This is a genomic window from Saccharothrix sp. NPDC042600, from assembly GCF_040647305.1.
In the GTDB taxonomy this organism is placed as follows: Bacteria; Actinomycetota; Actinomycetes; order Mycobacteriales; family Pseudonocardiaceae; genus Actinosynnema; species Actinosynnema mutabilis.
On sequence record NZ_JBEZBW010000006.1, the window covers coordinates 52535 to 78340 of the forward strand.

23 protein-coding genes are annotated in these 25806 nt (G+C 72.5%); 6 read left to right on the plus strand and 17 right to left on the minus strand.

Going from position 1 to position 25806, the window contains the following annotated elements:
* Nucleotides 1-5: 5 nt before the first annotated feature.
* Complete coding sequence (gene ribD, locus AB0A74_RS06830) at nucleotides 6-983, minus strand: bifunctional diaminohydroxyphosphoribosylaminopyrimidine deaminase/5-amino-6-(5-phosphoribosylamino)uracil reductase RibD (protein WP_358248033.1); 978 nt, start codon at nucleotides 981-983, stop codon at nucleotides 6-8.
* Nucleotides 984-1006: 23 nt separating this feature from the next.
* Nucleotides 1007-1657, minus strand: a complete 651-nt coding sequence (rpe, locus tag AB0A74_RS06835; RefSeq protein ID WP_358248034.1) for a ribulose-phosphate 3-epimerase — start codon at nucleotides 1655-1657, stop codon at nucleotides 1007-1009.
* Nucleotides 1658-1852: 195 nt separating this feature from the next.
* On the opposite strand from rpe, the gene AB0A74_RS06840 reads away from it, so the two are divergent.
* Nucleotides 1853-2488: an SDR family NAD(P)-dependent oxidoreductase gene (locus tag AB0A74_RS06840; protein WP_358247906.1), complete on the plus strand. Its 636-nt coding sequence runs from the start codon at nucleotides 1853-1855 to the stop codon at nucleotides 2486-2488.
* A 15-nt stretch (nucleotides 2489-2503) separates the two neighbouring features.
* On the opposite strand, the gene AB0A74_RS06845 is transcribed toward AB0A74_RS06840, so the two are convergent.
* The 6 genes from AB0A74_RS06845 to AB0A74_RS06870 all read right to left on the minus strand — a co-directional run bounded on the left by AB0A74_RS06845 (nucleotide 2504) and on the right by AB0A74_RS06870 (nucleotide 9078).
* Complete coding sequence (locus tag AB0A74_RS06845; protein ID WP_358247907.1) at nucleotides 2504-4879, minus strand: LuxR C-terminal-related transcriptional regulator; 2376 nt, start codon at nucleotides 4877-4879, stop codon at nucleotides 2504-2506.
* A gap of 108 nt (nucleotides 4880-4987) precedes the next feature.
* A complete protein-coding gene (locus AB0A74_RS06850) occupies nucleotides 4988-5509 on the minus strand; it encodes a flavoprotein (protein WP_358247908.1) in 522 nt (173 codons plus the stop codon).
* Nucleotides 5510-5989: 480 nt separating this feature from the next.
* Nucleotides 5990-7417: an RsmB/NOP family class I SAM-dependent RNA methyltransferase gene (locus AB0A74_RS06855; RefSeq protein ID WP_358247909.1), complete on the minus strand. Its 1428-nt coding sequence runs from the start codon at nucleotides 7415-7417 to the stop codon at nucleotides 5990-5992.
* Complete coding sequence (gene fmt, locus AB0A74_RS06860; protein WP_358247910.1) at nucleotides 7414-8337, minus strand: methionyl-tRNA formyltransferase; 924 nt, start codon at nucleotides 8335-8337, stop codon at nucleotides 7414-7416. Before fmt ends, AB0A74_RS06855 begins: the two co-directional genes overlap by 4 nt.
* Nucleotides 8337-8885, minus strand: coding sequence for a peptide deformylase (def, locus tag AB0A74_RS06865; RefSeq protein WP_358247911.1), 549 nt, complete (start codon nucleotides 8883-8885; stop codon nucleotides 8337-8339). Before def ends, fmt begins: the two co-directional genes overlap by 1 nt.
* Before the next feature lie 52 nt (nucleotides 8886-8937).
* Complete coding sequence (locus AB0A74_RS06870) at nucleotides 8938-9078, minus strand: hypothetical protein (protein WP_358247912.1); 141 nt, start codon at nucleotides 9076-9078, stop codon at nucleotides 8938-8940.
* Nucleotides 9079-9218: 140 nt separating this feature from the next.
* On the opposite strand from AB0A74_RS06870, the gene AB0A74_RS06875 reads away from it, so the two are divergent.
* Together AB0A74_RS06875 and AB0A74_RS06880 are read left to right on the plus strand one after the other, a co-directional pair.
* Complete coding sequence (locus AB0A74_RS06875; RefSeq protein ID WP_358247913.1) at nucleotides 9219-9797, plus strand: RNA polymerase sigma factor; 579 nt, start codon at nucleotides 9219-9221, stop codon at nucleotides 9795-9797.
* Nucleotides 9794-10942 carry a hypothetical protein gene (locus tag AB0A74_RS06880; RefSeq protein WP_358247914.1) on the plus strand — a complete coding sequence of 383 codons (1149 nt, stop codon included), beginning with the start codon at nucleotides 9794-9796 and terminating at the stop codon, nucleotides 10940-10942. Before AB0A74_RS06875 ends, AB0A74_RS06880 begins: the two co-directional genes overlap by 4 nt.
* Before the next feature lie 36 nt (nucleotides 10943-10978).
* Here the strand turns inward: AB0A74_RS06880 and ggt are convergent, their stop codons facing one another.
* Together ggt and AB0A74_RS06890 are read right to left on the minus strand one after the other, a co-directional pair.
* On the minus strand, nucleotides 10979-12748 hold the full coding sequence (gene ggt / locus AB0A74_RS06885; protein WP_358247915.1) for a gamma-glutamyltransferase: 1770 nt from the start codon (nucleotides 12746-12748) through the stop codon (nucleotides 10979-10981).
* Between the two features lie 78 nt (nucleotides 12749-12826).
* The gene (locus AB0A74_RS06890; RefSeq protein WP_358247916.1) at nucleotides 12827-13396 is read right to left on the minus strand and encodes an ABATE domain-containing protein; all 570 of its coding nucleotides are present in this window, start codon (nucleotides 13394-13396) and stop codon (nucleotides 12827-12829) included.
* Nucleotides 13397-13486: 90 nt separating this feature from the next.
* Between AB0A74_RS06890 and AB0A74_RS06895 the strand changes: the two genes are divergently transcribed.
* Nucleotides 13487-14242 (plus strand): MBL fold metallo-hydrolase, encoded by a 756-nt coding sequence (locus AB0A74_RS06895; protein ID WP_358247917.1) that lies wholly within the window; start codon nucleotides 13487-13489, stop codon nucleotides 14240-14242.
* Between the two features lie 104 nt (nucleotides 14243-14346).
* Complete coding sequence (locus AB0A74_RS06900) at nucleotides 14347-16338, plus strand: primosomal protein N' (protein ID WP_358247918.1); 1992 nt, start codon at nucleotides 14347-14349, stop codon at nucleotides 16336-16338.
* Between the two features lie 175 nt (nucleotides 16339-16513).
* Here AB0A74_RS06900 and AB0A74_RS06905 read toward each other — a convergent pair whose 3' ends face one another.
* Nucleotides 16514-18385: a phosphocholine-specific phospholipase C gene (locus AB0A74_RS06905; protein WP_358247919.1), complete on the minus strand. Its 1872-nt coding sequence runs from the start codon at nucleotides 18383-18385 to the stop codon at nucleotides 16514-16516.
* 271 nt (nucleotides 18386-18656) lie between these two features.
* On the opposite strand from AB0A74_RS06905, the gene AB0A74_RS06910 reads away from it, so the two are divergent.
* Complete coding sequence (locus tag AB0A74_RS06910) at nucleotides 18657-20357, plus strand: recombinase family protein (RefSeq protein WP_358247920.1); 1701 nt, start codon at nucleotides 18657-18659, stop codon at nucleotides 20355-20357.
* A gap of 67 nt (nucleotides 20358-20424) precedes the next feature.
* On the opposite strand, the gene AB0A74_RS06915 is transcribed toward AB0A74_RS06910, so the two are convergent.
* The 6 genes from AB0A74_RS06915 to AB0A74_RS06940 form a co-directional block, all read right to left on the minus strand.
* Nucleotides 20425-20598 (minus strand): hypothetical protein, encoded by a 174-nt coding sequence (locus tag AB0A74_RS06915; protein WP_358247921.1) that lies wholly within the window; start codon nucleotides 20596-20598, stop codon nucleotides 20425-20427.
* Complete coding sequence (locus AB0A74_RS06920) at nucleotides 20592-20990, minus strand: hypothetical protein (protein WP_358247922.1); 399 nt, start codon at nucleotides 20988-20990, stop codon at nucleotides 20592-20594. The genes AB0A74_RS06915 and AB0A74_RS06920 overlap by 7 nt, the downstream gene beginning before the upstream one ends.
* 1 nt (nucleotide 20991) lies before the next feature.
* Nucleotides 20992-21963 carry a GH25 family lysozyme gene (locus tag AB0A74_RS06925; protein WP_358247923.1) on the minus strand — a complete coding sequence of 324 codons (972 nt, stop codon included), beginning with the start codon at nucleotides 21961-21963 and terminating at the stop codon, nucleotides 20992-20994.
* Nucleotides 21964-22039: 76 nt separating this feature from the next.
* Nucleotides 22040-22435 (minus strand): hypothetical protein, encoded by a 396-nt coding sequence (locus tag AB0A74_RS06930; protein WP_358247924.1) that lies wholly within the window; start codon nucleotides 22433-22435, stop codon nucleotides 22040-22042.
* Nucleotides 22436-22803: 368 nt separating this feature from the next.
* Nucleotides 22804-25020, minus strand: a complete 2217-nt coding sequence (locus AB0A74_RS06935) for a hypothetical protein (protein WP_358247925.1) — start codon at nucleotides 25018-25020, stop codon at nucleotides 22804-22806.
* Nucleotides 25007-25798, minus strand: coding sequence for a hypothetical protein (locus AB0A74_RS06940; protein WP_358247926.1), 792 nt, complete (start codon nucleotides 25796-25798; stop codon nucleotides 25007-25009). The genes AB0A74_RS06935 and AB0A74_RS06940 overlap by 14 nt, the downstream gene beginning before the upstream one ends.
* Between the last annotated feature and the right edge of the window lie 8 nt (nucleotides 25799-25806).

Here is a 25806-nt window from a genome sequence, read left to right on the forward strand (position 1 = left end):
CTCCTCTAGTGCGCCGGCGACGGAACTGCGGAGATCCGCACGTCCGGCCCGCACATACTGACCTGCTCCACGACCAATCCCACAGCGTCGGTGACGGTGGACACCCCCGCGTCCCGCAGGGCGGCCGGCCCGTCGCCGAGCAGCTTGGGCGCGACGTAGGCGAGCACCCGGTCGATCCGGCCCGCCCGCGCGAACGCACCCGCCAGCGTAGGGCCGCCCTCCAGGAGGACGTCCACCACGTTCCGCTTCGCCAGCTCACCCAGTACCACGTCCGGGTCATGGGTGCGCAAGTGCAGGGTCTCGGCCTGTTCGTCGAGGACGCGCGCGTGCGGCGGCAGGTCGCTGGTTCCCACGACCACCCGCAACGGCTGCCGGGTCACGCCTGTTCCCCGGGCGGTAAGCCGCGGGTCATCGGCGCGCACGGTGCCGGTGCCGACCATGATCGCGTCGATGGTCGTGCGCAGGGCGTGCACCTCGGCGCGGGACTGCTCGGAGGAGATCCACTGGCTGGTGCCGTCGGCGGCGGCGGTGCGGCCGTCGAGGGTGGCGGCGTACTTCCACGTGACGTGCGGGCGGCCGGTGCGGGCGTAGTGCAGCCAGGCGCGCAACGGCTCGACGTGCGTGGGCAGGTGCTCGACGGTCACGCCGGCGGCGCGCAGCACCTCCGCTCCCCCGGCGGCTTTCGGGTTCGGGTCGGCGTTGGCGTAGACGACCTTGCCGACACCGGCTTGGAGCAACGCGTCCGTGCACGGCGGGGTGCGGCCGTGGTGGGCGCACGGTTCGAGGGTGACCACGGCGGTGCCGCCGCGCGCCCGGTCCCCCGCCTCGGCCAGCGCGACGACCTCGGCGTGCGGACCGCCCGGCGGCCGCGTCGCGCCGACGCCCGCGAGCCGCCCGGAGGCGTCCAGCACGACCGCGCCGACCGGCGGGTTGGGGCTGGTGGCGCCGTGGACCCGGGCGCTCGCCGCGACGGCCAGCGCCATCGCCTCGGCCGGGGACGGGGTGGTCACCGCGAGCGGGCCGCCAGCGCCCGCAGCTTCGCCAGGGCCGCGCCGGGGTCGCTCGCGTCGTAGATCGCCGAGCCCGCGACGAAGCAGTCCACGCCGGCCTCGGCGGCCTGCGCGATGGTGTCCTCGTTGATGCCGCCGTCGATCTCCACGACCAGGTTCAGGTGCCCGGAGTCGACCAACCGGCGCGCGGTGCGGACCTTGTCCAGCACCTCGGCCATGAAACTCTGCCCACCGAATCCGGGCTCGACCGACATCACCAACAGCGTGTCGTAATGCTTGAGGACGTCGGTGCAGGACTCGATCGGCGTGCCCGGCTTGATGGACAGCCCGGCTTTCGCGCCGGCCGCGCGCAGGTTCTTGGCGAGCTGGACCGGGTCGGCGGCGGCTTCGAGGTGCACGGTGACGTTGTAGGCGCCGGCTTCGGCGTAACCGATGGCCCAGCGGTCGGGGTCCTCGATCATCAGGTGGCAGTCCAGCGGGATGTCCGTCGCCTTGAGCAGCGACTTCACCACGGGCAGGCCGAGCGTCAGGTTGGGGACGAAGTGCGCGTCCATGACGTCGACGTGCAGCCAGTCCGCGCCGTGGACGGCGGCGGCCTCCTCGGCGAGGCGGGCGAAGTCGGCGGACAGGATGCTCGGGGCGATCATCGGCTGGTGGACCACGGGGCCTGAGTCTAGGTTCTGCGCAATGTCCGGACCTACCGGGGAGTCGCATTTCACTCCGGCCCGCGGGCTTTCCCGCCGCCGATCCGGAAATCACCGACTACTCACCCGGGTAGTTCCCCCGTCACCGTCCGCGGGATTACGTTCGGGGGTGGGGAGCGCGACTGGGGAGCACTGGGGATGAAAGCCGAATTCAGCCACAAGATCGCACTGGTGACGGGCGCCTGCACGCCGTTGGGGACCGGGGTCGTGGAGTCGTTGGCCCGGCAGGGGGCCTTGGTGGCGGCGGTGGACGGCGACGGGCCGCGGCTGGCGGAGTTGGTGGAGCGGTTGCAGCGGGCGGGGGTGCGCGTCGCGGGGCGGCAGATCGACGTGCGGTCGAGCGCGGCCGTGGACGCGCTGGTGGACCAGGTGGAACGCGAGTTCGGCCCGATCGACGCGGTGGTGTCGGTGGCGGCGACGCTGCGCCCGGGTCCGGCGCTGTCGATCAGCGACGAGGACTGGGCGCACAGCTTCGGCGTGAACGCGGACGGCGTCTTCCACGTGTCGAGGGCGGTGGCGACCAGGATGGTGGCCAGGCGCCGCGGGACGATCGTGGTGGTGGCCGCCCACACGGCCACCGTGCCCCGGACCAGCGTGGCCGCCTACGCCGCCTCGCGGGCCGCGGCGATCGCGTACACCGAGTGCCTGGCCGCCGAGGTCGCTCCGCGCGGTGTCCACTGCGCGGTCGTGGCCCCGGACGACGCGCGCCGCGTGGTGGACGAGGTCAGCTTCCTGCTGGCCGACACCGTCCGGCACCCGGCCCAGTCGGCCTGACGCGAACGCCGGGCACTACAGCTCGGCGTGCTCCTGCTCGCCCGCGAGCCGCGCCAGTTCCACCCGCGAGGAGATCCCGAGCTTCCGGAAGATCCCGCGCAGGTGGTAGTTCACCGTGTGCGGCGACAGGAAGAGCTGCCGCGCCACCTGCCGGTTGGTCAGGCCCGCGCCCACCAGCCGCGCGATGTCCCGCTCCGGCGACGACAGCCGCCCCCACTCGTCGCCGCCCTCGTCCTCCGGCGCGGCCACGCCCGCCCGCCGCCGCACCCGCGCCGCGTCACCGGAGGCGCCCATCCGCTCGAAGATCCGCACCGCCACCTCGGCGTGCTCCCGCGCCCGCTGCTCCTGCCCGGACTCCGCCGCCAGCACCGCCAGGTCCTCGTGCGCCGACGCCTGCGCCCACGGGTGCCGGTGCCTCCCGGCCGCCGCCAGCAGCAACCGCTCGTCCCGGTCCCGCAACGCCCGCGCGTGGTCCGCCCCGACCGACACCGCCGCGCACCCCGGGTTGCCGGCCGCCAACTCCTCCGCCGCCCCGACGACGACCCCGGCCAGCCGGCTGTCCCCGACCACCAGCGCCAACCGCACCAGCCACGCGCTCGCGCCGGGCTCCTCGATCAGCATCCGCCGCGCGCCGGCCAGGTCCGCCAACCGCTCCCCCGCCAGTTCCGCCGCCCGCTCCGGACCGCCCTGCGCCTCGGCGACCAGCAGCTCCACCCAGTCGTACTGCCCGGAGTGCAGCACCGCCTCCCCACCGGCGAGACCACCCCGGTACCGCCGCACGTGCTCGGCCGCCCCCGCCACGTCACCCCGGTGCAACGCCACCACCGCCAGCACCGCCGACGCCAGCGGCACCAACAGCCGCAGCCCCCGGTCGTGCGCCAGCGACAAGCCCGAGTGCGCCGCGACCTGCGCCTGCACCAGCTTGCCCGCCTGGGACAACACCCTCGCGCGGGCGATCATGCGGGCGGCGGGCGCGCCGGCGGTGACGGCCTCGTCGGTGTCCGGGCCGTCGCCGTGCACCAGCTTCTCGGCGGCGGCGAACTCGCCCAGCGACGACAGCTTCATCGCGAACGCCACCGACGCGTGCGACTGCCACCACGCCGTCGGCCGGTCCAGTTCCCAGCGGGTCGACTCGCGGCCCCAGTACATGCCCTCGGTGAGGTTGCCCGCGTTCCACTCCAGGCACGAGTGCACGCACGCGGCCATCACGACGTCGGCGTCGCTGGCCTCCCGGTCTCGCGCGGTCAGCACGGACAGCGCGTGCGCGCCCGCCCGGTCGCCGGTGGCGAAGTACAGCGACAGCAGGCGGCCGGCGGCGGCGAGGCGGCGCAGCGGTTCGGGCGCGGTGGTCACCGACAGCGCGTGCTCCATCTCGGCGACGGCGTCGGCGGGGCGGCCGTCGGCGAGCAGGATGCCCGCCAGGGTGGTGTGCAGCTCGGCGGCGGGGCCGGCGTGCAGGCGCTGGGCGAGGCTCTCGCGGGCCAGGGCGATGGCCGCGCCGAGCCGGCCGCCGGCGGCGAGCTGCCGGACGTCGTGCACCGCCGCCGCGCCACGCTGCTCGGCGGGGGTGGCGGGCGGCAGTTCGCACAGGTCCGCGCGCAGCAGGTCGGCGTCGTGGCGCAGGGCGTGCAGCACGGACGGCGGGATCGCCTGAACGACCGCCTGCCGGCCCAGTTCGGAGGCGAACTCCAGCCGGACGCCGGCGGACACGACCAGTCCCGACGCCAGCACCTCGTCCACGGCGGGCAGCAGCGCGCCGGCGGTGCGGCCGGTCATCGTGGCGATGTCCTGCAACAGGAACGACCGGCCCAGCACGGCGGCGACGCGCAGCAGTTGCGCGGCCCCGGTGGACAGGGCGTCGGCCTGGCCGCACACGAGCGTGGCGACGCGGCGCGGGAGGCCGGTGCCGGTGAGGCGGGCGACGCCGTCGCGGACGTCGAGCCGGTTCTCCTCGCGCAGGCCGGTGATCAGCTCGACGACCAGCCGCGGGTTGCCGCCCGCCGAGGACACCAGCGTCCGCAGCGCCGGTTCCGGTTCCGCGCCGAGGACGTCCTTGAGCAGTTGGACGACGACGTCGTCCCCGACCGGGCCGAGGGTGAGGACCTCCCCGTAGGCGGGCAGGACGCGGCGCAGGTCCGGTCCGGCGTGGGCGCTGGTGAGCGCGAGCAGCGTGGTGGTGCCGCGGGCGCGCAGGTCGGGGAGCGCGGCCAGGACGGCGGAGGGGTCCTCGTGCGCGTGGTCGATGGCGACCAGCGGGTTCGCGCCGGGCCGGAGGTCGTCCAGTTCACCGGGGTGGACGAGGACGGCGGTGTAGCCGCGGGCGCGGGCGGCGTCGACCGCGTCGCGCAGGAGGAGGGACTTGCCGGTGCACGGCGGGCCGTCGATGGCCAACAGGCCACCGGGTGCGGCCAGGAACCGGAGAACCGAAGCCCATTCACGATCCCGGCCGTGCGAATTCGACACGGGCCAGCCTGCTACGCGTCTCGGTTGGCTGTCAATTCACGAGTTATTGTCGGGTGCGACGAATGGCGCAACGAGAGCCAGTTCTTCCAACACTTCCCCGGGACCGCCCGAGACGACGCTCACACCCGCGTCCCGCAGGACGGACAGGTGGCGGGAATAGGCGGGATGATGGGATTGGTCTGGGCCAACCTGAGCGAGAACCACCATGGGCGTGCCGCGACCGAGGGCTTCGCAGAGAACGGTGAGGGCTTGGTTGTCGCTGATGCCGAGCGCGAGTTTCGCGATGGAGTTGAGGGTGGCGGGGGCGAACACGAAGGCGTCGGGGACGGGGTGCGGTTTGGGTTCGGAGGGCAGCCGGGAGTTCCACCGGACCGGCAAATCGGTCAGCGCGGCGAGTTCCCCCACCTGCGCCTCCAACCACCGCGCGACGGTAGGGGTGAGCGTGATGGCCAACCGCCACCCCCGCCGAGCCAACGGCTCGACCAACCCAGCCCGCAACCACCCCTCCACCCCACCAGCCGCCGACACAACAACCCCCAACACCGGCCGCCCACTCACCAAAGCCCCCTGATCAACACCTGAATCGAAGGATCGCTCAACAATCCCACAACCCCCACTCACCAACCGCCGCGCCCCGGCCGCCGCTTCGGGTCAAGCCGATGGCAGCGATCGCGAAACGGGCGGCAACTGGCGACGGTTCAGGCCGAGCTGGCGGACGGACCGGCGATGGCGGCCGGACCGGGGTGACGGCCGGTTCCGAGCGGGACCGGCGATGGCGGCCGGACCGGGGGTGACGGCCGGTTCCGAGCGGGACCGGCGGCCGGTTCCAAGCCGGCCGCGAGTGGCGGCCGATTCCCCTAGGCCGCGAGTGGCGGCCGATTCCCCTGGGCCGCGGGTGGCGGGTGGTTCCCTGGAACGGCGGATGGCGGCCGGTTGTCGACGCGAAGTGTGGGGCGGCGGCCAGTCGCTGATTGAGTGCGCGACACGCCTGTGGATCGTTGGATTGTTGAACAATCCAACGATCCACCACGTCAACGATCAGGCTGGGCGGCGCAACACGGAGCAGAACATCGCGTCCGTCCCGTGCATGTGCGGCCACAACTGGACATGCGGCCCATCACCCAAGTCCGGCACCCCGGGGAAGTACTCGCGCGTGTCCAACCGCTCAGCCCCGGTCCGCCGAGCCACGTCCGCCACCACCCCCACCGACTCCGACAGGTGCGGCGAACACACGACGTACGCCACCACCCCACCCGGCCGCACCAACTCCAACGCCGCCGTCAACAACTCCCGCTGCAACCGCGCCAACGGAGCCACATCGGAAGGCTGCCGCCGCCACCGAGCCTCCGGCCGCCGCCGCAACGCCCCCAACCCGGTACAGGGCGCATCCACCAACACCCGGTCGAACCCACCCCCGGGCAACCCGGAATCACGCCCGTCCCCCACGTGCACGGTGATCGGCAACTCCCCCGCCGCCTTGCGGATCAACTCCGCCCGGTGCGGCGCCTTCTCCACCGCGTCCAGCGAAGCCCCGGACAACGACGCCAGCGCCCCCAACAACACCGCCTTGCCACCCGGCCCGGCGCACAGGTCGAGCCACCGCTCGTCCGACCCCTCCACCGGCACCCGGGTCAACGCCAGCGCGCACAGCTGACTGCCCTCGTCCTGCACCGAGGCCAACCGCTCGCGCACCGGGTCCAGGTCACCGGGATCACCCGCTCCGGCCTCCAAGTGCACCCCATAGGGTGAATACGGCGCGACGTCACCACCCGTCATCGCCGCCAACTCGTCAGCGCTGCACTCCCCCGGCCGCGCGGCCAGGTGCACCAACGGCCGTGCGTCGTCAGCCGCCAGGGCCTCCCGCAGCGGCTCACCCCGACTACCCAGGGCTTCCGCGAACGCTTGCGCGATCCACCGCGGGTGCGCATGGGCCATCGCCAGGTAGCCGACCGGGTCGGTGTCCTCGTCCGGCGCGACCTCCTCGACCCAGGCCGCCTCGTCCTGCTCGGTCACCCGCCGCAGCACCGCGTTGGCGAACCCGGCCGCCCCCGACCCCAGCTCCGCCCGCACCAGGTCCACAGTGGACGCGACGGCCGCGTGCGCCGGGATCCGCGTCCGCAACAACTGGTAAGCCCCCAACCGCAGGGCATCGAGCACCGAACCGTCCACTTCGGACAACGGCCGGTCCGAGCACGCGGCCAGCACCGCGTCCAGCAACCCCAGTGCCCGCGAGGTCCCGTAAGCCAGTTCCGTGGCCAGGGCCGCGTCACGGCCGGTGATCCGCCGCTCACGCAACAACCCCGGCAACACCAGGTTCGCGTAAGCGTCACGCTGCCGCACGGCGCGCAACGTGTCCAACGCCGCCTGCCGCGCCGGGTCCTCCACCGGCGGACGGGACGGACCGGTGCGGCGGCGCGGCGGGTGCGGGCCGCGCGGTCGGGAGGGGCGGGACGAGCGCTGTGTCATGAGATCCGTTCCCCCGCCTCGACGCGGACGCCGCGCGCCCAGTCCGTGGCGGGCATCCGCTTCTTGCCCTGTGCCTGCACCTCGGTCAGCTCCACGGGCGTCGTGCCCGTGCCGACCAGCACGCGCCGGCGCTCCACCTTCAGCTCACCCGGCGCCAGACCGTCTTCCTCGACCGGCACGACCGGTCCCAGCTTGAGCCGTTCGCCGCGGAACTCCGCCCACGCGCCCGGGTCCGGCGTCACCGCGCGGGCCACCCGGTCCAGGGCCGCCGCGGGCGCGGCGAAGTCCAGCCGGCCGTCGTCCACGGTCACCTTGGGCGCGTAGCTGACGCCCTCCTCGGACTGCTCGACCGGGCGCAGGGTGCCGTCCCCGATGCCGTCCACAGTGGACACCAGCAGCCGGGCCCCGGACTCCGCGAGCCGGCCCAGCAGGTCGCCCGCCGTGTCGCGCTCGCGCACCCGTTCGGTCACCACCCCGTACACCGGACCGGCGTCCAGCGCCTTGACGATCCGGAACGTCGTCGCCCCGGTGATGTCGTCACCGTGCCGCACCGCCGCCTGCACCGGGGCCGCGCCGCGCCACGCGGGCAGCACCGAGAAGTGCAGGTTCACCCAACCGTGGACGGGGATCGCCAGCGCCGACTCGGGCAGCAACGCACCGTAGGCGACCACCGGGCACAGGTCCGGTTCCAACGCCCGCAGCCGCGCCTGGAAGTCCGGGTCCGACGCCTTCGCCGGCGTCAGCACCTCGATGCCGTGCTCCTCGGCCAGCGCCGCGACCGGAGAGCGCTCGACGCGCCGACCGCGGCCGGCGGGCGCGTCCGGGCGGGTGACCACGGCCACCACCTCGTGCCGCGACTCCAGCAACGCCTTCAACGACGGCAGCGCCGGCTCGGGCGTGCCCGCGAACACCAGCCGCATCACGCACCACCCCCGAACAGCGGGTGCGGCGACTGCTTGAGCGTCGGCACGCCGCCGTCGAACCACGACTGCTGCCGGATCTCGCGCATGGCCTGCTTGCGGGTCTGCTCGTCGAGCCGGTCGAGGAACAGCACGCCGTCGAGGTGGTCGGTCTCGTGCTGGATGCACCGCGCGAGCAGGTCCGAGCCCTCGACCTCGACCGGCTCGCCGTGCATGTTCCAGCCGCGCGCGACCACGTGCAGGTGCCGGCGGCAGTCCCAGGACATGCCCGGGATGGACAGGCAGCCCTCGGGGCCCTCCTGGAACTCCTCGCCGACGACGTCGAACGTCGGGTTCACCAGGTGCCCGGCGAAGCCGTCGCAGTGGTAGGTGAACACGCGCAGGCCCACGCCGAGCTGCGGCGCCGCCAGCCCCGCGCCCCCGGCGTCGCTCATGGTGTCCCACAGGTCCTTGACCAGCTTGCGCAGCTCCGCGTCGAAGTCGGTGACCTCGACGGCGGGGGTCCGCAGCACCGGGTCGCCGAACAGCCGGATGGGTTGGACGGTCACGCACTCTCCTCGCAACGGGGCAGACGGCCAGTCTAGGAGAGCGCGCGAGGGGTCAGTGCTCCATGCCCCGGCCGAGGAAGATCACACCCACCAACGCGGCGAGGAAGTGACCCAGGAAACGCGTGGCGGTCAACAGGCCGTGCGGGACCGCGGGGGTCTTGGTCTGCGTGGTGGTCATGGTGATGGTGGTCATGTCGGCCTCCCCTGGTCTCGTCGTACCACCAAGGTGCCGTGCGGGTCCGTAAGCGCGCGTCCGCTCGGAGTAGCCCGCGCGGCTCATCATCTGGGATGAGTCGACTGCAACAACGGTGACCGGTGCGGCTACTTAGGTGCATGAGGGGTGCCACGACCCGGGGGGCGGCGCGCTTGGTCGAGACCGACGGCGAGCTGTGGCGACGCGGTGACCGGGCCGCGTTCGCGGAGCTGTTCGACCGCCACGCCGAGGCGGTGTGGAACCACGCGCACCGGCTGACCGCGTCGTGGTCGCTGGCCGAGGACCTGACGTCGGCGACGTTCCTCGCGGCGTGGCGGCGACGCTCGGAGGTGGCGCTGGTGCGGGACTCGGCGCTGCCCTGGCTCTACGCCGTGGCGGGCAACCTGGCGCGCACCGAGTTCCGCCGAACGGGCCGGTTCCGCCGGGCGCTGGGCCGGTTGCCGGGGCCGGCGGCGGTGCCCGACCACGCCGAGCTGGTCGCCTCCTCGGTGGACGACTCCGCGCGGTTGCGGCGGGTGCTGGCGGTGGTGCGGGCGATGCCCACCGCCGAGCGCGAGGCCGTGGAGCTGTGCCTGCTGGGCGAGCTGTCCACGGCGGAGGCCGCGGTGGTCCTCGGGGTGGCCGAGGTGACCGTGCGCTCCCGCATCTCCCGCGCCCGCGCCCGGCTGCGCGCTGCCCTGAACGAGGAGGTCTCATGAGCCTGCCGGAACTCCCGCCGCGCCGCTCCCTGCCGCCGGACGTGCGCGAACGCATGCGCCACCGGGTCCTGGGCCGGTCCCACCGGCCGTTGGCGGTGGCGGCGGCGGTCGCCGTGCTGGTCGGGGGCCTGGTCGTCGCGCGGTCGGTGGAGCGCGCCGACGGTCCGGCCGCGTTCCCCACCACGCCGCCGACGACCTCGCACCGCCCGTTCGCCGGCCCGGAGGACGCCCAGGTCGTGCCCACGACGAGCGCCGACCTGTCCCGCTGCGGCTTCACCACCGCCCTGTTCACCGTGCGCCTGAACGGCCGCCGCGTGCTCGCCGCGCCGGGCGAGAGGTTCTGCGAGCTGACCCACGCCACCACGTCCACCTCGACGCTCGCGGTGGCCGTCCCGCTCGGCGACCTGGAGGTGCGGTGGCGCTCGCCCAGCGGCGTGCTGGTCGGGAAGGTGCCGCCGGACCTGGTCCGGATGTCCGCGCGGGCGGCGATCGCGCCGCTGCCCGGCGTGCTGGCCGACCACGGGTACTTCGTGACCCGGCCGTCGCCGCGGGACGCGGTCCTGGAGCTGTCCTACCGCGACCGGCCCGACCGGACGCAGCCCGTGGACCCCGCGGCGGTCCCGGTCACCGCGAAGACCGTCGACTTCTACCCCAGCGGCGTCGCGGACCCGGCGGCGAACGTCCTGGACCGGTGCCTGGACAACGGCATGCTCGACGGCACCCGGATCGTCAGCGACGTCGTGCCGTGGCAGCTGGGCGCGGTGGTGGCGGCCGACACCGACATGGGGTTGGCCGTGCTGCGGGGACCGTCCGGCAACACCGCGTACTGCCACGTCGACCAGTACCGCGCGGTCACCGTCGAAGGGCCGATGAGCGTCGTCGGGTCCCGTACGGAGGCTTTTCACGTGCGGGCGCTGTACCCGCGCAACGCCGGCCGCTACGTCCTGCAGGTCGGCGGCACCCTGCGCGAGGACGTCCACCGCGTCGAACTGCTCGGCGGCACCGGCGTGCAGGTCGAGCTGAAGGACCGGACGTTCGCCGCGGTCGTCGGGCTGCCGTCGCTGGAGCCGCAGGTGCTGAAGGGCGTGCGGCTCACGGCGTACGCGGCCGACGGGACCGTGCTGCAGAGCGAACCCCTGCACTGAAAGGGGCGGCCCCGGTGTGGGGCCGCCCCTTGTCGACTAGCGGGGCCAGACGACGCGCGCCGCGCCGCCACCCCGGCGGGTCGGTTCGGCGGCGGCCCGCCACCGGCCGTCGGGCAGGCGTTCGACGGCGGTCACCGCGCCGATCTCGCCGGTCGAGGCGAACCGGTGGCCCAGGGCGGTCAGGGCCTCGTCGTCCTGGGTGGCCAGGAACGCGGCCTCGGCCTGGGTGTTCGTGGCGTTGCGCTGGGACGCGCGGGGCGCCTCGATGGCCTGGCGCAGCGTGAGGCCGCGGTCCAGGCGCTGGGTGAGGACCTGCAGGACGGTGGTGATGATGCTCGCGCCGCCGGGTGAGCCGAGGGCCATGACCGGCTTGCCGTGGTCCAGGACGATCGTCGGCGACATCGACGAGCGCGGGCGCTTGTTCGGACCGGGCAGGTTCGGGTCGGGGACGCCCGGCGTGACCGGGGTGAAGGAGAAGTCGGTCAGCTCGTTGTTGAGCAGGAACCCGCGGCCGGGCACGACGATGCCGCTGCCGCCCTCCTGCTCGATGGTGAGGGTGTAGGCGGCGACGTTGCCCCAGCGGTCGGCGACGGTCAGGTGGGTGGTGTCGGTGCCCTCGTACGGGGTGGGCGCCTCGGTGCCGTCGGTGCCGCACGGCTTGGGGTCGCGCGGGTCACCGGGCGCGACCGCGCCGGGCATGGCGGTGGTCGCGGAGATCAGGCACGCGCGGCTGTCCGCGTAGGCCTGGGACAGCAACTCCCTGGTCGGGACGTTGGAGAAGCTCGGGTCGCCCACCCAGCGGTTGCGGTCGGCGAAGGACAGCCGGCTGGCCTCCAGGAACCGGTGCAGGTACTGGGTGCGGGACTCGTCGGCGAGCTTGGTGGTCTCCAGGATGTTGAGCGCCTCGCCGACCGTCGTGCCGCCGGAGGACGGCGGGGCCATGCCGAAGACGTCCAGGCCGCGGTAGGTGGTGTGGCTGGGTTCGCGTTGCGGGGCGTTGTAGTTGCCCAGGTCGGTCATGGTCATCGCGCCGGGGCGGACGGTCCGGGTGGACGTGGGCTTGACCGGCGGTTGGTTGACGGCCTTGACGACGTCCCGCCCGACGCCGCCCTTGTAGAAGGCGGAGACGCCGTCCTTGCGCAGCGCGCGGTAGGTGTCGGCGAGGTCGGGGTTGCGGAACGTGCTGCCCACCGCCGGGACCGGCAGGAACAGGGCCTCGCTGGAGGTGAAGTCGCCCAGCCGGGCGGCGTTCTCGGTGACCTGGCGGTGGAAGGTGGCGTCGACGGTGAAGCCGCGGCGGGCGAGGTCCTCGGCGGGCCTGAGCGCCTTGTCCAGCGAGATCGTCCCCCACCGCTGGAGGGCGCGCTGCCACGTGCGGGGCGTGCCGGGGACGCCGACGGACAGGCCGCTGGTGACCGCCTCGGCGAACGGGATCGGCTTGCCGTTCTCGACGAAGAGGTTCTCGGTGGCGGCGGCGGGCGCGGTCTCCCGGCCGTCGATCGTGGACACCTCGCGCGTCCGGGCGTCGTAGAAGACGAGGAACCCGCCGCCGCCGATGCCCGCGGAGAACGGGTCGGTCACGCCGAGGGCGGCGGCGGTGGCGACGGCGGCGTCCACGGCGTTGCCACCGCGGCGCAACACGTCGATGCCGATCTGCGAGGCGTCGGGATCGACGCTGGCCACCACACCGCCCGCGCCGACGGCTTCGGGTTCACGGGGCGCTTCGGTGGCGTTGGCGGAGGAGGTCGGGACGACGAGGGCGGCCACCACGACGAGGGCGGCGAGGGTGCTGGTCGACCGGAGCATCGTTCCCTTGTACTCCTAACCGCTCCCCCGGAGAACCCCCGCCGGTCCCGCCCTTCGGCCCGGGGCTTTCGCGGATGCTCACTCGCCCTTGCGGCGCGCGTAGGCCCGAGCCGCCCGCGCGCGGTCCCCGCAGCGGGTCGAGCACCAGTGTCGTCGCGCGTGTGTGCGCAGCAGGTACCGGTTGCACGGCGGCGAACCGCACGCCGCCAACCGCTCCGCGTCCTCCCCGGTCAACAGGTCCGCCGCGTTCGCCGCCAACACCGCCAGCGCGTGGTCCACGATCCGCGTCACCGGGTGCGTCGCCTCGCGGAGCAGCCCGCGCACCGGGTCCCAGCGCAACAGCGCCGCGGTGGGCGTCCGCGTCAGGGCGTCGTTGACGGCGACCAGCGCACCGGCCGGGGCCGGCATCCCGTCCACCCGCGCCGCCAGCAACGCCCTGATCTGCTCCCGCAACGCCCGCAACTGCGCCGCGCACATCTCCCGCAGTCCGGCGTCCTCGGGCGCGAGGTCGTGCGCCGCCAGCCACCGCGACGCGCTCCCCGGCTCCCCCAACAGGTCCAGGTACTGCCCGCCGGGCAGCGCCAGCGCGCTGTTCGCGAAGTCGAGCGCCGGGTACTGCTCCGCGCCCGCGGCCGGGACCACCTCCATGCCCCTCATGGTAACGCTTGCGTTTTGCCGTGAGGCGCGGCTAGGTTCCTCACGGCAAACATCGCGTTTATCCATGACAAGGGGGACACCGTGACCACCGTGCGCACCTTTGGCGGCCCGACCGCGTTGATCGAGGTCGGCGGCCTGCGGCTGCTCACCGACCCGACCTTCGACGCGCCCGGCGACTACTCCGTGGGCGGCACGCGCGTCCTGACCAAGACCGCCCCGACCGCCACCACACCGGCGGAACTGGGCCGGATCGACGCCGTCCTGCTCTCCCACGACGAGCACCCCGACAACCTCGACCGCGCCGGCCGCGCGTACCTCGCCGACGTGCCGCTGACCCTGACCACCCGCGGCGGCGCGCAGCGGCTCGGCGGGACGGCGCGCGGGCTCGCGCCGTGGGAGCACGTCGAGTTGCCCCGGCCCGACGGCGGCACCCTGACCGTCACGGCGACGCCCGCCCAGCACGGACCCGACGGGTGCGAGCCGATCACCGGCGAGGTCATCGGGTTCGTGCTGACCGCGGCCGACCTGCCGACCGTCTACGTCAGCGGGGACAACGCCTCGCTGGACGTCGTCGAGCGGATCGCCGAGCGCTTCGGGCCGGTGGACACCGCCGTGCTGTTCGCCGGCGCGGCGCGGACCGTGCTCCTCGACGGGGCGTTGCTCACGTTGGACAGCGCGCAGGCCGCGACGGCGGCGCGGATCTTGGGCGCGCGCCGGGTGGTTCCGGCGCACTTCGACAGCTGGGGGCACTTCACCGAGGGCCGGGAAGCGCTGGTCAGCGCCTTCTCGGCCGCCGGCCTGGACCACGTGCTCGACCCGACTTTCACTCGAAAGTGATCTTGCGCGATTCGAACAAGTGTTCGAAACTGGATCCATGACGTCATACCACCCGGCCCACCGTCCCGACGACCACGAGGAGGCACTCTGGTAGACCTCAGCGCATGGCAGGCAAGGCGAGCGCTCGTCGCGGGGAACGCGTACCCGCGTCGACGCTGCCCGTCGCCCGGATCTGTGTGGACGTTCCGCTGCCTCATCTGGACCGTCCGTTCGACTACCAGGTCTCGACCGAACAGGACGCGGACGCGGTGCCCGGTTGCCGGGTGCGGGTGCGGTTCGCGGGCCAGTTGGTCGACGGTTACCTCCTCGAACGCGTGGAGGAGTCGGACTACGGCCGCAAGCTGACGTTCCTGGACCGGGTGATCTCACCGGAGCCGGTGCTGTCCCCGGAGGTGGCGGCCCTGGCGCGGGCGGTGGCGGACCGGTACGCGGGCACGTTGACCGACGTGCTGCGGATGGCGGTGCCACCCCGGCACGCCCGCACCGAGGCCAAGCCGTCGCCGGAGCCGGCACCGGCGCCGGCGGCCCCGTCGGCCGAGGGCTGGTCGCGGTACCCGTTCGGGCCGAACCTGCTGGACGCCCTGCGGGCCGGCCGGACCGCGCGGGCGGTGTGGCAGGCGCTGCCCGCCGAGGACTGGCCCGCACGCCTGGCCGAGGCGGCCACGACCGTGGTCAGCACGGGCCGGGGCGCGCTGGTGGTCGTGCCGGACCACCGCGACCTCGCCCGGCTGCACGCGGCGTGCGCGGCGCTGGCCGGGCCCGACGCGGTGGTCACGCTGTCGGCCGACCTGGGGCCCGCCGAGCGGTACCGGCGGTGGCTGGCCGTGCGGCGCGGGTCGGTGCGGCTGGTGCTGGGCACGCGGGGAGCGGCCCTCGCGCCGGTGCACGACCTCGGGCTGGCCGTGGTGTGGGACGACGGCGACGACCTGCACGCCGAGCCGCGCATGCCGTACCCGAACGTGCGGGACGTGCTGGTCCAGCGGGCGCACCTGAGCGGGGCGTCGCTGCTGGTCGGCGGGTTCGCGCGGACCGCCGAGGCTCAGTTGCTGGTGGACAGCGGCTGGGCGCACGAGGTGGTCGCGGCGCGCGAGACCCTGCGCGCGGTCGCGCCGCGCGTGGCGGCGGTGGGCGACAGCGCGTGGCAGGACGTGAAGGACCCGGCCGCGCGCAGTGCGCGGCTGCCCTCGATCGCGTTCGAGGCGGCGCGGGCGGCGTTCGAGGAGAACTCGCCGGTGCTGATCCAGGTGCCGCGCCGGGGGTACGTGCCGGCGCTGGCGTGCGGGCAGTGCCGGGCGGCGGCGCGGTGCCGCCGGTGCGCGGGTCCGCTGGCGCTGCCGGGCGGCACGGACGACGGCGTGCCGAAGCCCGCGTACTGCCGGTGGTGCGGGGCGACCGAGGCGGCGTTCCGGTGCCCGGCGTGCGGGTCGCGGCGGTTGCGCGGCCAGGTGATCGGCGCGCGCCGCACGGCCGAGGAGCTGGGGCGGGCGTTCAGCGGCATCCCCGTGCGCACGTCCGGCGGTGACGAGGTGCTCGCGGCCGTGTCGGGCGGCCGGGCGCTGGTCGTGGCCACGCCGGGCGCGGAACCCACGGCGGAGGGTGGCTACGGAGCGGTCCTGCTGCTCGACGGCTGGGCGCTGCTCGGCCGCGCCGACCTGCGCGCGACCGAGGAGACCCTCCGCCGGTGGATGACGGCGGCGGCCCTGGCGCGCCCGGCGGGCAAGGTCGTGGTGGTCGCCGACTCAAGCCTGCCGCCGGTCCAGGCCCTGGTCCGCTGGGACCCGGTGTGGCACGCGAGCCAGGAGTTGGCCGCCCGGACCGAGCTGGGCTTCCCGCCGGCGGTCCGCATGGCGACGATCGACGGGCCGCCGGACGCCCTGGCCACCGCCCTGGAGGACCTGCCGCTGCCGCCGACCGGCGAGATCCTGGGCCCGGTCCCGCTGTCCGACGACGACGAACGGGAACGCGCCCTGGTCCGCGTGTCCCGCACCCACGGGAAGGCCCTGGCCGAACACCTGGCCGCCCTCCAGGCCACCCGCAGCGCCCGCAAGGACCCGACCCCGATCAGGATCAAACTCGACCCGCTCGAAGTCCTCTGACCCACACCAACCCTCGCCTGGCCACCCAGCCGAAGCCGCCGCCCGCCGCCCGCCAACACCACAGCCGGTGCCCGCCGCCGCGCACTCGCCGCCACCGCCCAGAGGCCCGGCCGCCCGAGGGCGAGGCCGACGCCGCGCGCCTCGCCGCCGTCCGGCCGGCTCCCGCGGCCGCCGCTCAGCCGGAGAGGCTCTCGCGGCCGTTCTCCACGTGGCCGGACAGGCGGCGGTGGAAGGTGGCGGTGCGGATGGTCAGGTCGTACCAGCCGTGGCGGAAGGCGGTCAGCCAGGGCACGGTTCGGTGTTTGCCCGGGCGCACCGCCACGCGGAAGTCCCGGCCGTCGCCCCGCACCTCGAACACCGCCTCGCGGTCGCCCGCGTTCGCCAGCGTCACCGTCAGCACCCGGCTGTGGCCGTTCACCGACGACTCCACCCCCACCGACTCCCCCGCCACACCGGCGAACTCGCGACGGAAACCGTTCGGGCCCAGCACCGTGAAGCTGTACTCCCCCGTAAACGGCACGGTGAACTCGGTCGAACCCGCCACGTCGAAGTGCACCGGGTACCCGAACTCCCCGCGGTACGGGTACAGCGCCAGGTTCACGCTCGACTTCCCCGTGTTCCGCAACGACAACCGCACCGCCCCGTCCACCACCCGCCCAGACACGTCCGGCTGGTACGGCAGCGGCCTGGCCGGGCGGGTGCCGGGTTCCTGCACGGGCATCCGCTGGTCGGCCGGCGGCGTCGGGCGCCAGCGCGGGGTGGCCGGGGGTACCGGGCCCGGGGCCGCCACGACCGGACGGGTGCCGCGGCGGGTGAAGTCGAACGCTCCGGTCAGGTCACCGGCCACTCGGCGGCGCCACGTGCTGATGTTCGGTTCCGCCACGCCCAGCCACCGCTCCAGGAACCGCGTGTTGGACGTGTGGTCGAAGACCTCCGAGCAGACGTACCCGCCGACCGTCCACGGCGACACGACCGTCATCGGCACGCGCGGGCCCAGGCCCAGCGGGCGGTCGCCCACGTACTCGTCGCGCTCGGTGAGCGGTGGGCGCGGCGGGGGCACGTGGTCGAAGTAGCCGTCGTTCTCGTCGTAGGTGATGAACAGCGCGGTCGAGTCCCACACGTCCGGCACCGAGGCCAGCGCGTCCAGGACCTGGTAGGTGATGGAGGCGCTGGCGGCCGGGGACGACGCGCCCGGGTGCTCCGAGTCCACCGAGGACGGGACCAGGTAGGAGACCGCGGGGAGGCGGCCCGACTCGACCGCGGCGCGGAACTCCGCACCCAGCGAACCCGGTCGGACCCGGCGCAGGGCCGCGTCGTAGAGGGCGCGTTCCGGAGGCGACAGCAGCGCCACGCCTTCCTCCAGGCGCGCCAGCATCTCCGGCGGGTTGGTCGAGCGGAACACCGCCGCGTAGAAGGAGTCCAGCGACTGGTACGAGCCGCGCAGCGCCTTGCGGGCGATGTCCTTGAAGCGGGTGAAGAACTCCAGGTTGTTGTCCTGGTAGTTGTCCCACTCCTGGAACACCTTCCACGACACCCCGGCCCGCGTCAGCCGCTCGGGGTAGGTCGTCCACGGGTAGCCGGGGTGGGTGTCCTCGGCGTACGCGGAGTTGCCGACGGCCCGCGCGCCCGACGCCTCGAAGCCCGTGTAGCCGCTCACCCAGTAGTTCCGGTTCGGGCTGGTCGACGTCGGCACCGAGCAGAAGTACGCGTCGCACAGCGTGAACGTGTCCGCGAGCTCGTAGTGGAACGGCAGGTCCAGCCGGTCGTAGTGGGCCATCGTCGCGGCCGTCTTGGCGGGCACCCAGTTGTCGTGCCAGCCGCCGCGCAACGCCCGGTGGCCGCCGTCCCAGCTGTGGTCGAGGTCGCCGATGTACTGCACGTCCTTCGACCCGCGCGCCTCGCGCACCGAGAACGGCAGCACGCCGGACTGGTCGAACACGCCGTCGAGGGCGTTGCGGTCGGAGAACCCGCGCACCCCGCGCAGCGTTCCGTAGTAGTGGTCGAACGCTAGTTTCGTTCTTACTGTCCTTATTCGTGTACCGAGCATCAACGCGCACAGAGCGCTTACAACTTGCACCGAGACAATGTCGGAGCGTTACCCGCCGATGCCCTACCGACGCGGCCTATAGCGCCGTTGGGCCAAACACGAGAGCGACGCTCACCGCAACTGGTTTTTGCTCTGACCGTACACCAGAAGCGCACAAGTGCCAGGACCGTTTGAGCAGGTGGCAGTACCCTGGTGAGGATCGAATGGGGGTTCTCCGTTGAGCACTAGGACGCTGAACAGCAGGTTGAGGCGGAATGCTGGTTCGGGTCCCGTGAAGTTGGTGGGTATCCGCTACTTGCGTGCGTCGAAGGACGCGCGCGGGCGTGAGATCTCCGTGTCTTCCCAGGACGCTGAGGGTGACGAGTTCTTCGAGGAGAACGGCATCACCCATCTTCGGACGTACAGCGACAAAAACCTGAGTGGTTCGCATTTCGCTGTGGATCGCCGGAACGACTACGACCGTGCGTTGGACGACCTCAAGTCGGGTCGGGCGAACCTGTTGTGGACGTTCGACAGCAGCCGCGCCCAGCGTGATCTTGAGCTGTACGTTGCGTTGCGGAAAATTTGCATCCAGACCGGCGCATACTGGGCCTACGGTGGCCGGATCTACGACATGACGGATCCGAACGACCGCAAGATCACCGCGCGGGACGCGACGGAAGCCGAGGGCGCGGCGGACAACATCTCGATCCATTCGCGGCGGGGTGTCAAGCAGCGGGCGAAGCTCGGGCAGCATGCTGGGCATCCGGCCTACGGGTATCGCCCGACGTACAGCCCGGAGACCGGCGAGTCGTTGGGTTGGGTGATCGTTCCAGAGGAGGCGGAGGTCATTCGGCGCGTCGTGAGGTGGGTGATCGCTCGTAAGAAGTTGCGGTGGATCGCCAACAAGCTCAACGACGAGGGGGTTCCGTGTCCGCATGAGGGCCGTTGGAACCGACGCAAGGTGCTGAAGCTGGCGGCCGAGCGCGAGAGCGACGTGGAGTGGGCGAAGTTGTTGGCGTCGCTGACCCCACAGCAGCGAGACGTGGCGGACGACATCGTTGCCCGGGTGCGCGGTGGCGAGAGCCCGAAGGAAATCGGCCGGGACCTGAACCGCCAGGGCGTGCCGTACTTCTGGCGAGCTTTGTGGGACGGCACGAAGGTCCGCAACATCGCCGCTTCGAAGCCCGCGGCTGGTAAGCGGATCTACCACGGTGACGTGGTGATGCGGAAAGAGGTGGACCCGGATGCGCCTGACGGGTATCGGATGGTTCCCGTGGACGTGTCGTGGGAGCCGATCATCACGCAAGAGGAACACGAGAAGGTCGTCGCAATTCTGCGTGACCCGAAGCGGGCGACGCACCGGGAGGGCACGCGCGCCAAGCACCGATGGACCGGGATCGCCCGCTGCGGCGAATGCGGAGACATCATCCAGTCGCGCAACCGGCACGACGGGCCTCGGTACAACTGCCGTAAGGGGTGCGTGTCACGGTCTCAGGTGAGGGTGGATGCGTGGTTGACCGAGCACGCGATCCAACTATTGGAACGTGAGGACGCGGCGACGTTGTTCCGGCTTGATCAGCCAGTGGGCTCGGCGGCCGAGGCGTTGGCGGAGGCGGAGCAATTGCGCGCGAAGTTGGACGGGTTCCGTGACGACGTGTTGGCGGAGCGGATCTCGCGGGAGAGCTTCGCCGTGTTCGAGATGGCGTTGTTGCCAAAGATCAGGGATGCGGACGACCGCGCGAAGCGTGCGGCGCTGCCGCCGGTGTTGGCTCAGGTGATCGGGCCGGATGCCCGGAAGGTGTTCCTCGGGCTGGACATCGCGCAGCAACGGGAGATTCTGCGGGCGATCATGCGGCCGAAGATCTACCACACGAAGAGCAGGACACGCGGTCGGTTGGAAACAAGCACGATCGACCCTGGTTTCCTTTTCGGACTTGAGGTGCCTGGCGAGGCGGTGTCTTCGGAACCCACGTTGGCCACAGTGGCGTAGTGCGGAAACGGAGAAAGCGGCCCCCAGCCCCGACCGTTCGGGACTGGGGGCCATTGCCTTGCCGGTGTCAGGCAGCAGGTCGTGAGGCGGTCGCGTCCCGCACGTAGGGCCGGAAGACGGCCGCGACGAGGTCGAGTTGTGCCGGAGCCAGGCGGGGCGCACGTTCGACGTTGGCGCGAACTGCGGCCAGTTCCTCGGGTGCAAGCACCGTGCGGGGGTCAGTCGCGTCGGTGATCACCACAGGTCATCCTCCCGCTGCGCGGGGACGAGCGCGGTCCCGTCGTTATCTCGGGGGTCGGACAGGGGCGTCACCTTGCGTTCGGCGGTGACGACGATGCCGAGGGTTCCGAGCAGCACGACCACGGCGTTGATCACGCCTTCGATCGCGGTTCCGGTGCCGGGGCTGAGGAGTCCGGCCCCGACGAGTCCGGCGACCAGCGCGGTGAGGCCACCGACGATGGAGCCGATGGTGCGCAGCGGGCGCGGACGGGACAGGTTGGCGTTCATGCGGATGTTCTCCTGTGGGTTGTCGGATGTGTGGCGGTCGAACCACACGACGAAGGCGCGGCAGCCCTTGTAGAGCCACCAGAGGGCGAGTGCGAGCGAGACGACGAAGGACCCGCCGGGTTCCATGTCAGGGGCGGGTGATCCAGTCGCCCGCGTAGATGCGGTCCGGGTTGGAGATGCCGTTGCGAGCGGCGATGGCCGCGACGGTGGTTCCCCATCGCACGGCAAGTGCGGAGAGGGTGTCGCCGGGCTGGATCTGGTAACGCTCACCGCCCCCGCCGACCCCGACGGGCACCCGGATGACCTGCCCGGCCTGGATGCGGTCCGGGTTGGGGATGCCGTTGACGGCCGCCAGCTCGGCGACGGTGGTCCCGAACCGGACGGCCAGCGCGGAGAGGGTGTCACCCCAGACGATCGTGTAGTCCACCCAGCCGGAGGGTGCCGGGGCGGGTGCCGGTGGCTGCGGGCCGGGTGCGGGGGCGGGGACGCTGCCGATGGCGAAGGCGGAGCGGTCCCAGCCGTCCATCGTGGCGTTGCGGTCCACGAGGCCGGGGAAGCCGTTGACGTTGCCCTTCTCGCTGTGCTGGTGCAGTACGAGGCGTGGGTGAGCGTAGTCGGGGCGGGCGGGGTTGCCGTTGTACTGCGCGACCCACAGCAACACCGCCTCGTCGGCCCACTCGTCAGGGCGCAGGCGGGTGGTGAACCAGTTCTGGTTCGCGTACACGAGCAGCGGCGTGCCGGTCGCGGCGCGGAAGCGGGAGATGAACTCGGCGATGAACGGGTTGGGGTCGCCGAACCCGCCGGCCTCCATGTCGAGCATGGGCCACATGGAGCCGTGGTCGAGCAGGCCGCGCGCCTGGAGGCTCGCGGCGAAGTAGCCGACCTGTCCGGCGATGTCGCCGGGGTGGGCGTAGTGGTAGCCGCCGGTCATGATGCCGACCGAGCGGGCTCCGTTGACCTGGTTGGTGGCCAGCGGGTTGGTGTAGGTAGTGCCCTCGGTGGTTTTCACACTGGCGAAGGTGATGTTGTGGCCCGCGACGGCGGGCCAGTCGATCCGGTCACCCTGGTGGCTGGAGATGTCAATGCCGTAGTCGGTCAACGATTCGCTTCCTGTTGATGGGCAACAAAAGCGCCGACACCCGGATGCGGTGTCGGCGCAGGTGTAGTGGCGCGAGTCAGGCGGATGGAGGGGTGCTGCGAAGCGCGGCGGCGGCCTGGTCTTCGGCGGCGCGGCGGCGGTCGCGCTCGGCGTCCAGCTCGCCCTCCAGCTCGGACAGGCGGCGTTCCAGCTTCGACAGCCGGGTGCGCAGCGCCGAGAGTTCGGCGGCGTGCGCGGTACGCAGCGCGGCGACCTCGGCGGCGTGCGCGGTCTCGCGGGCAGCCAGCGCCGATAGGTACTCGGCGCGGTCGCTGCGGTTGGCGCTCATGAGCCTGTGGTTCGCGGACAGCAGGTACACCACGACGAGTACCAGCGCCCCTGCAACGCCGAAGTTCGGCAGGTAGCTGAGGTCCAGTGCGGGACATCCCTCCGTGGCTGGGCGTCGTGGCGTCTCTGTTACGGTGCCCGCCATGAACACCTTCTTGTTGAGCTTGACTCTGTCTCGTTGACAGCTCCGGCTGGCAATCGAGCCGAGATGGAGCGGAGGGTGTCCTCCGAAGCGGTACCTGCATGACCACCAGCAGGCGGTCAGGCGCTCGACCTGAACGCCGTGGCTGGAGGCTGTTTTGTGGGTATCGCTCGTTGTCGGGCTTGCTGCCGTGGTGGCACCGGTCGTGATCACCGGACTTGTCCTGCGTTCAGCCGAACGGCCTAAAGGCAGCCATGTACGTGCCGAGTTCACAGTGCTTCGCTGGATCCGGTACTCGGTGGAAGCTAAGCCGCACTCCGAATCGGATGGCACGCCGCCGGTGCTGCCGACTCGTCCCGACCAGCGAAAATCTATGGAACGGGGACGCCCTCGCGGGCGAGGACGGCGCGGGCGTCGGGGTCCAAGGGCGGGTCGGGGAAGAGCCCGGCGTCGGCCGGTGGGCCGGTGCTGAGGGTTGCTCGCAACGTGAGGACTTGGCGGACGCGGCCGGTGTTGTCGCCGCTGGTGCGGATGCCGACGACCCAGGCCGGGGTGGACAGGGTCGCGCCGACGTTGTCGATCACCTGGACGAGGTCGCCGAGGGTGATGCGTGGATCGGGCAGGATTTCCACGTCGCCGAGTACGGGGAGCGGCCGGGCGGCCATGCCGAGCAGATAGTCCGCGATCTGCGCGGCGTTGTTCCACTGCTGGATCCACGGGGTAGCGGGAACTCGGTAGACCTGCGGGCCGTAGAGGGTGCGGCTGGACTCGGCGTAGCGGCGCAGGGACAGCCGGGCGGGGCTGCCGCTGGCGAGGCGCTGAGACCACACCGATAGGGAGTTGGTGCCGGTGTCGGTGAGCATCCACATCGTCGCGCCGGAGGTGTTGCGGAAGGTGATGTGCAGCGTTGCGCCGTCGCGTTCCGTGGTGGACTCGATGCCGCCCACGATCGCAGACGTTCCCGAGGAGTTCGGGGAGAACCGGACGCGGCTGGTGTTGGCGGGGATGGTGGTCGTGTAGAGGACCGGGGGCGGGCTGTCGTACTCGGTGACGTCGTAGTCGAAGGTCAGCGTGAGGATTCCGCCCGGCGGGATGGAGCGGGTGCCGGAGTCGGTGAAGCGTTCGGCGTTGGCTCCGGCCCGGTACTGCTCGTAGGGGACGTCCACGACGTTGCGGACGCTGTCGATCGCCTCGGATACCCGTAGGGAGGCGATCTCGCGCGAACTGGTGACGGTGAGCGCGGGTGTTCCGGGGCTGCGGAACCGGGAGTTGGAGCGGTAGCGGAACACGCCGTAGGGGTCGAATTCGGCCGTGGCCTGCTCCGCTTTCGCCACGGCGCTGATCACTTCCCACGAGCTGGCCTGCACGGGTGGGATGGCTGTGTACTGGGTGGTGTAGCCCTGCACGACCGCGCCACGGGTCCAGGCCGGTTCGAACTCGGAGCGGACCAGCCCTTGTGGCCGGGCGCAGACCTGGACGGCTTCGGTGGCCAGGCCGCTGGTCAGCTCGACGTGGGACATCTGGGCTTCCCCAAGGGCGGTGAACGCGGCGAAGCCGATCTCCTTGTACCCGCCGGTGATGCCGGGGCCGGTGATGTGGCAGCGGGCGACGGGTTGGCGGCCGGACCAGGCCCAGCGCACCCCGATGTGGTACGTCCCTTTGGTCAGGAGACCGACGTTGCTGGTGGTGCTGCTCTGGTTGCTGGTGCCGGAGACCCCGCAGGTGATGGTGTCGGCGGCGAAGTCGGCGACCCAGTACAGCGTCGTGGTGGTGGTGTCGGTCTGGTAGACCAGCCCGAGCCGCACCTGGTAGCCCGCCGAGGAGGAACTGGTGGGGTTCTGGGTCCACAGCTCCGTGAACAAGGCTCGGCCGCCGATGGTGGTTCGGGTGCGTGGGTCCCAGCGGACGGTGTAGGGCGTGGTGTACGCCTCGAACGCCATTTGCCAGGGGACGTCGTTGCTGCGGTAGGTGGCCGGGGTGTTGGTGTGGCTGCGGTAGTAGCCGATGTCCGGAACGACGCCGCCGTGCATGGAGGCGTAGAGGAAGCAGTCAGGGCGCGGCGGCGGGGTGCTGTGGATGCCAGCTTCGCGCAACAGGTGGTCGACCACCCAGGTGCCGGAGGCGATGTTGGTGGCGTTCGGGGAGATCACGGCCGGGAGCCGGGCGGCGTCGCGTAGTCGTTCGGCGCCGTCGAGCGCGGACAGCTCGACCAGGCCGGTGCGGGAGTCGGCGATGCGGTCGCGCACGGTGCCCCGGAACGCGGGCAGGGCGTTACCGTCGATGCCCCAGCCGTGTACGGCGGACTGTCCGGGCCGGGCGATGTCGGCGGTGGCGGACGGGGCGTAGGGGCTGTAGAGCTGCGCGGCCGTGGTGGTGGGGTCGGGGCCGGAGAGGGTGAGCCGCAGTTCGGCCGATGCCGAGCCGTTGGTGGCGCGCATCGGTGCGGGGAGGTCGGAGTCGTAGGCGCGGTCCACGGCCCACGCGGTGACCTGGGTGGTGAGGTCGCGCCCGCCCAGGCGGGTGAGGGTCGTGTTGATCCGTTCGGCTTCGCCGAGCGCGGTCACCAGGTCGGGGTCAGCTTCGAGCACGGCGCACCTCCACCAGGGTCAGGGAGAGCCCGCGGTGGGGGTGGCGGGGCTGGTCGGTGTAGGCGGTGACGGTCATGGCCGGGCAGCCGTCGCCGATCGGCGCGGGTTCGCCGGGGGTGATCGGCTCCCCTACGCGCAGGATCGCGGTCCCGACCGGGGTGGGTGTGGTCAGCGCGGGCAGGGTGACCTTGGGCAGGGCGACCACGGCTCCGGTCGGGGGCAGGGCGGTGGTCACGGGTGCGGGGTCGCTGCCGCCGACGTAGGTTCCGGCGGCGTCGAAGAAGTCCAGCAGGCACACCGCGCCCGCGTCGGTCAGCCCGCTGGTGAACGACACCGGCAGTCCGGCCGCGACGGGCCAGCCGCCCCAGTGGGAGTGCAGGTAGAACAGTTGGCTTCCGGCCTGGGTGTCGGTCACGGTCAGGGTGCGGTCCGGCTGTTCGGTCAGGGTGCCGAACCCCACCAGGCCGATCATGCTGCGTGGTGCGATGCCTTGGGACTGGCCGCCTTCCAGCAGGTTGCGGCTGGTCGGGTCGAGCACGGCCAGCGGGCCGGGGCCGAACACGCGTCGTGCCAGTGCTTCCAGCCATCGGGCGTCGTCGTCGGGCAGGCCGGGCCAGGACAGGGTCATGCGGCGCGGCGGGGTGGCCAACCGGGTGGTGGTCACCCCGCCGCCCAACGCGGCGAACTCGCTCACGCCCAGGTTGATCGACCGGTCGAACTCCGCCGCCTTGTCCGGGACTTCCCGCAACCGGCCAAGCGGCCCGATCCACAGCGACACCAACGGCG

Excerpts from the sequence above, each read along its gene's own strand:
- ribD (WP_358248033.1), bottom strand. The coding sequence starts at position 983 with ATGGCGCTGGCCGTCGCGGCGAGCGCCCGGGTCCACGGCGCCACCAGC.
- rpe (WP_358248034.1), bottom strand. The coding sequence starts at position 1,657 with ATGATCGCCCCGAGCATCCTGTCCGCCGACTTCGCCCGCCTCGCCGAG.
- AB0A74_RS06840 (WP_358247906.1), top strand. The coding sequence starts at position 1,853 with ATGAAAGCCGAATTCAGCCACAAGATCGCACTGGTGACGGGCGCCTGC.
- AB0A74_RS06855 (WP_358247909.1), bottom strand. The coding sequence starts at position 7,417 with ATGACACAGCGCTCGTCCCGCCCCTCCCGACCGCGCGGCCCGCACCCG.
- fmt (WP_358247910.1), bottom strand. The coding sequence starts at position 8,337 with ATGCGGCTGGTGTTCGCGGGCACGCCCGAGCCGGCGCTGCCGTCGTTG.
- AB0A74_RS06870 (WP_358247912.1), bottom strand. The coding sequence starts at position 9,078 with ATGACCACCATCACCATGACCACCACGCAGACCAAGACCCCCGCGGTC.
- AB0A74_RS06875 (WP_358247913.1), top strand. The coding sequence starts at position 9,219 with ATGAGGGGTGCCACGACCCGGGGGGCGGCGCGCTTGGTCGAGACCGAC.
- AB0A74_RS06880 (WP_358247914.1), top strand. The coding sequence starts at position 9,794 with ATGAGCCTGCCGGAACTCCCGCCGCGCCGCTCCCTGCCGCCGGACGTG.
- ggt (WP_358247915.1), bottom strand. The coding sequence starts at position 12,748 with ATGCTCCGGTCGACCAGCACCCTCGCCGCCCTCGTCGTGGTGGCCGCC.
- AB0A74_RS06890 (WP_358247916.1), bottom strand. The coding sequence starts at position 13,396 with ATGGAGGTGGTCCCGGCCGCGGGCGCGGAGCAGTACCCGGCGCTCGAC.
- AB0A74_RS06900 (WP_358247918.1), top strand. The coding sequence starts at position 14,347 with ATGGCAGGCAAGGCGAGCGCTCGTCGCGGGGAACGCGTACCCGCGTCG.
- AB0A74_RS06905 (WP_358247919.1), bottom strand. The coding sequence starts at position 18,385 with ATGCTCGGTACACGAATAAGGACAGTAAGAACGAAACTAGCGTTCGAC.
- AB0A74_RS06920 (WP_358247922.1), bottom strand. The coding sequence starts at position 20,990 with ATGGAACCCGGCGGGTCCTTCGTCGTCTCGCTCGCACTCGCCCTCTGG.
- AB0A74_RS06930 (WP_358247924.1), bottom strand. The coding sequence starts at position 22,435 with ATGGCGGGCACCGTAACAGAGACGCCACGACGCCCAGCCACGGAGGGA.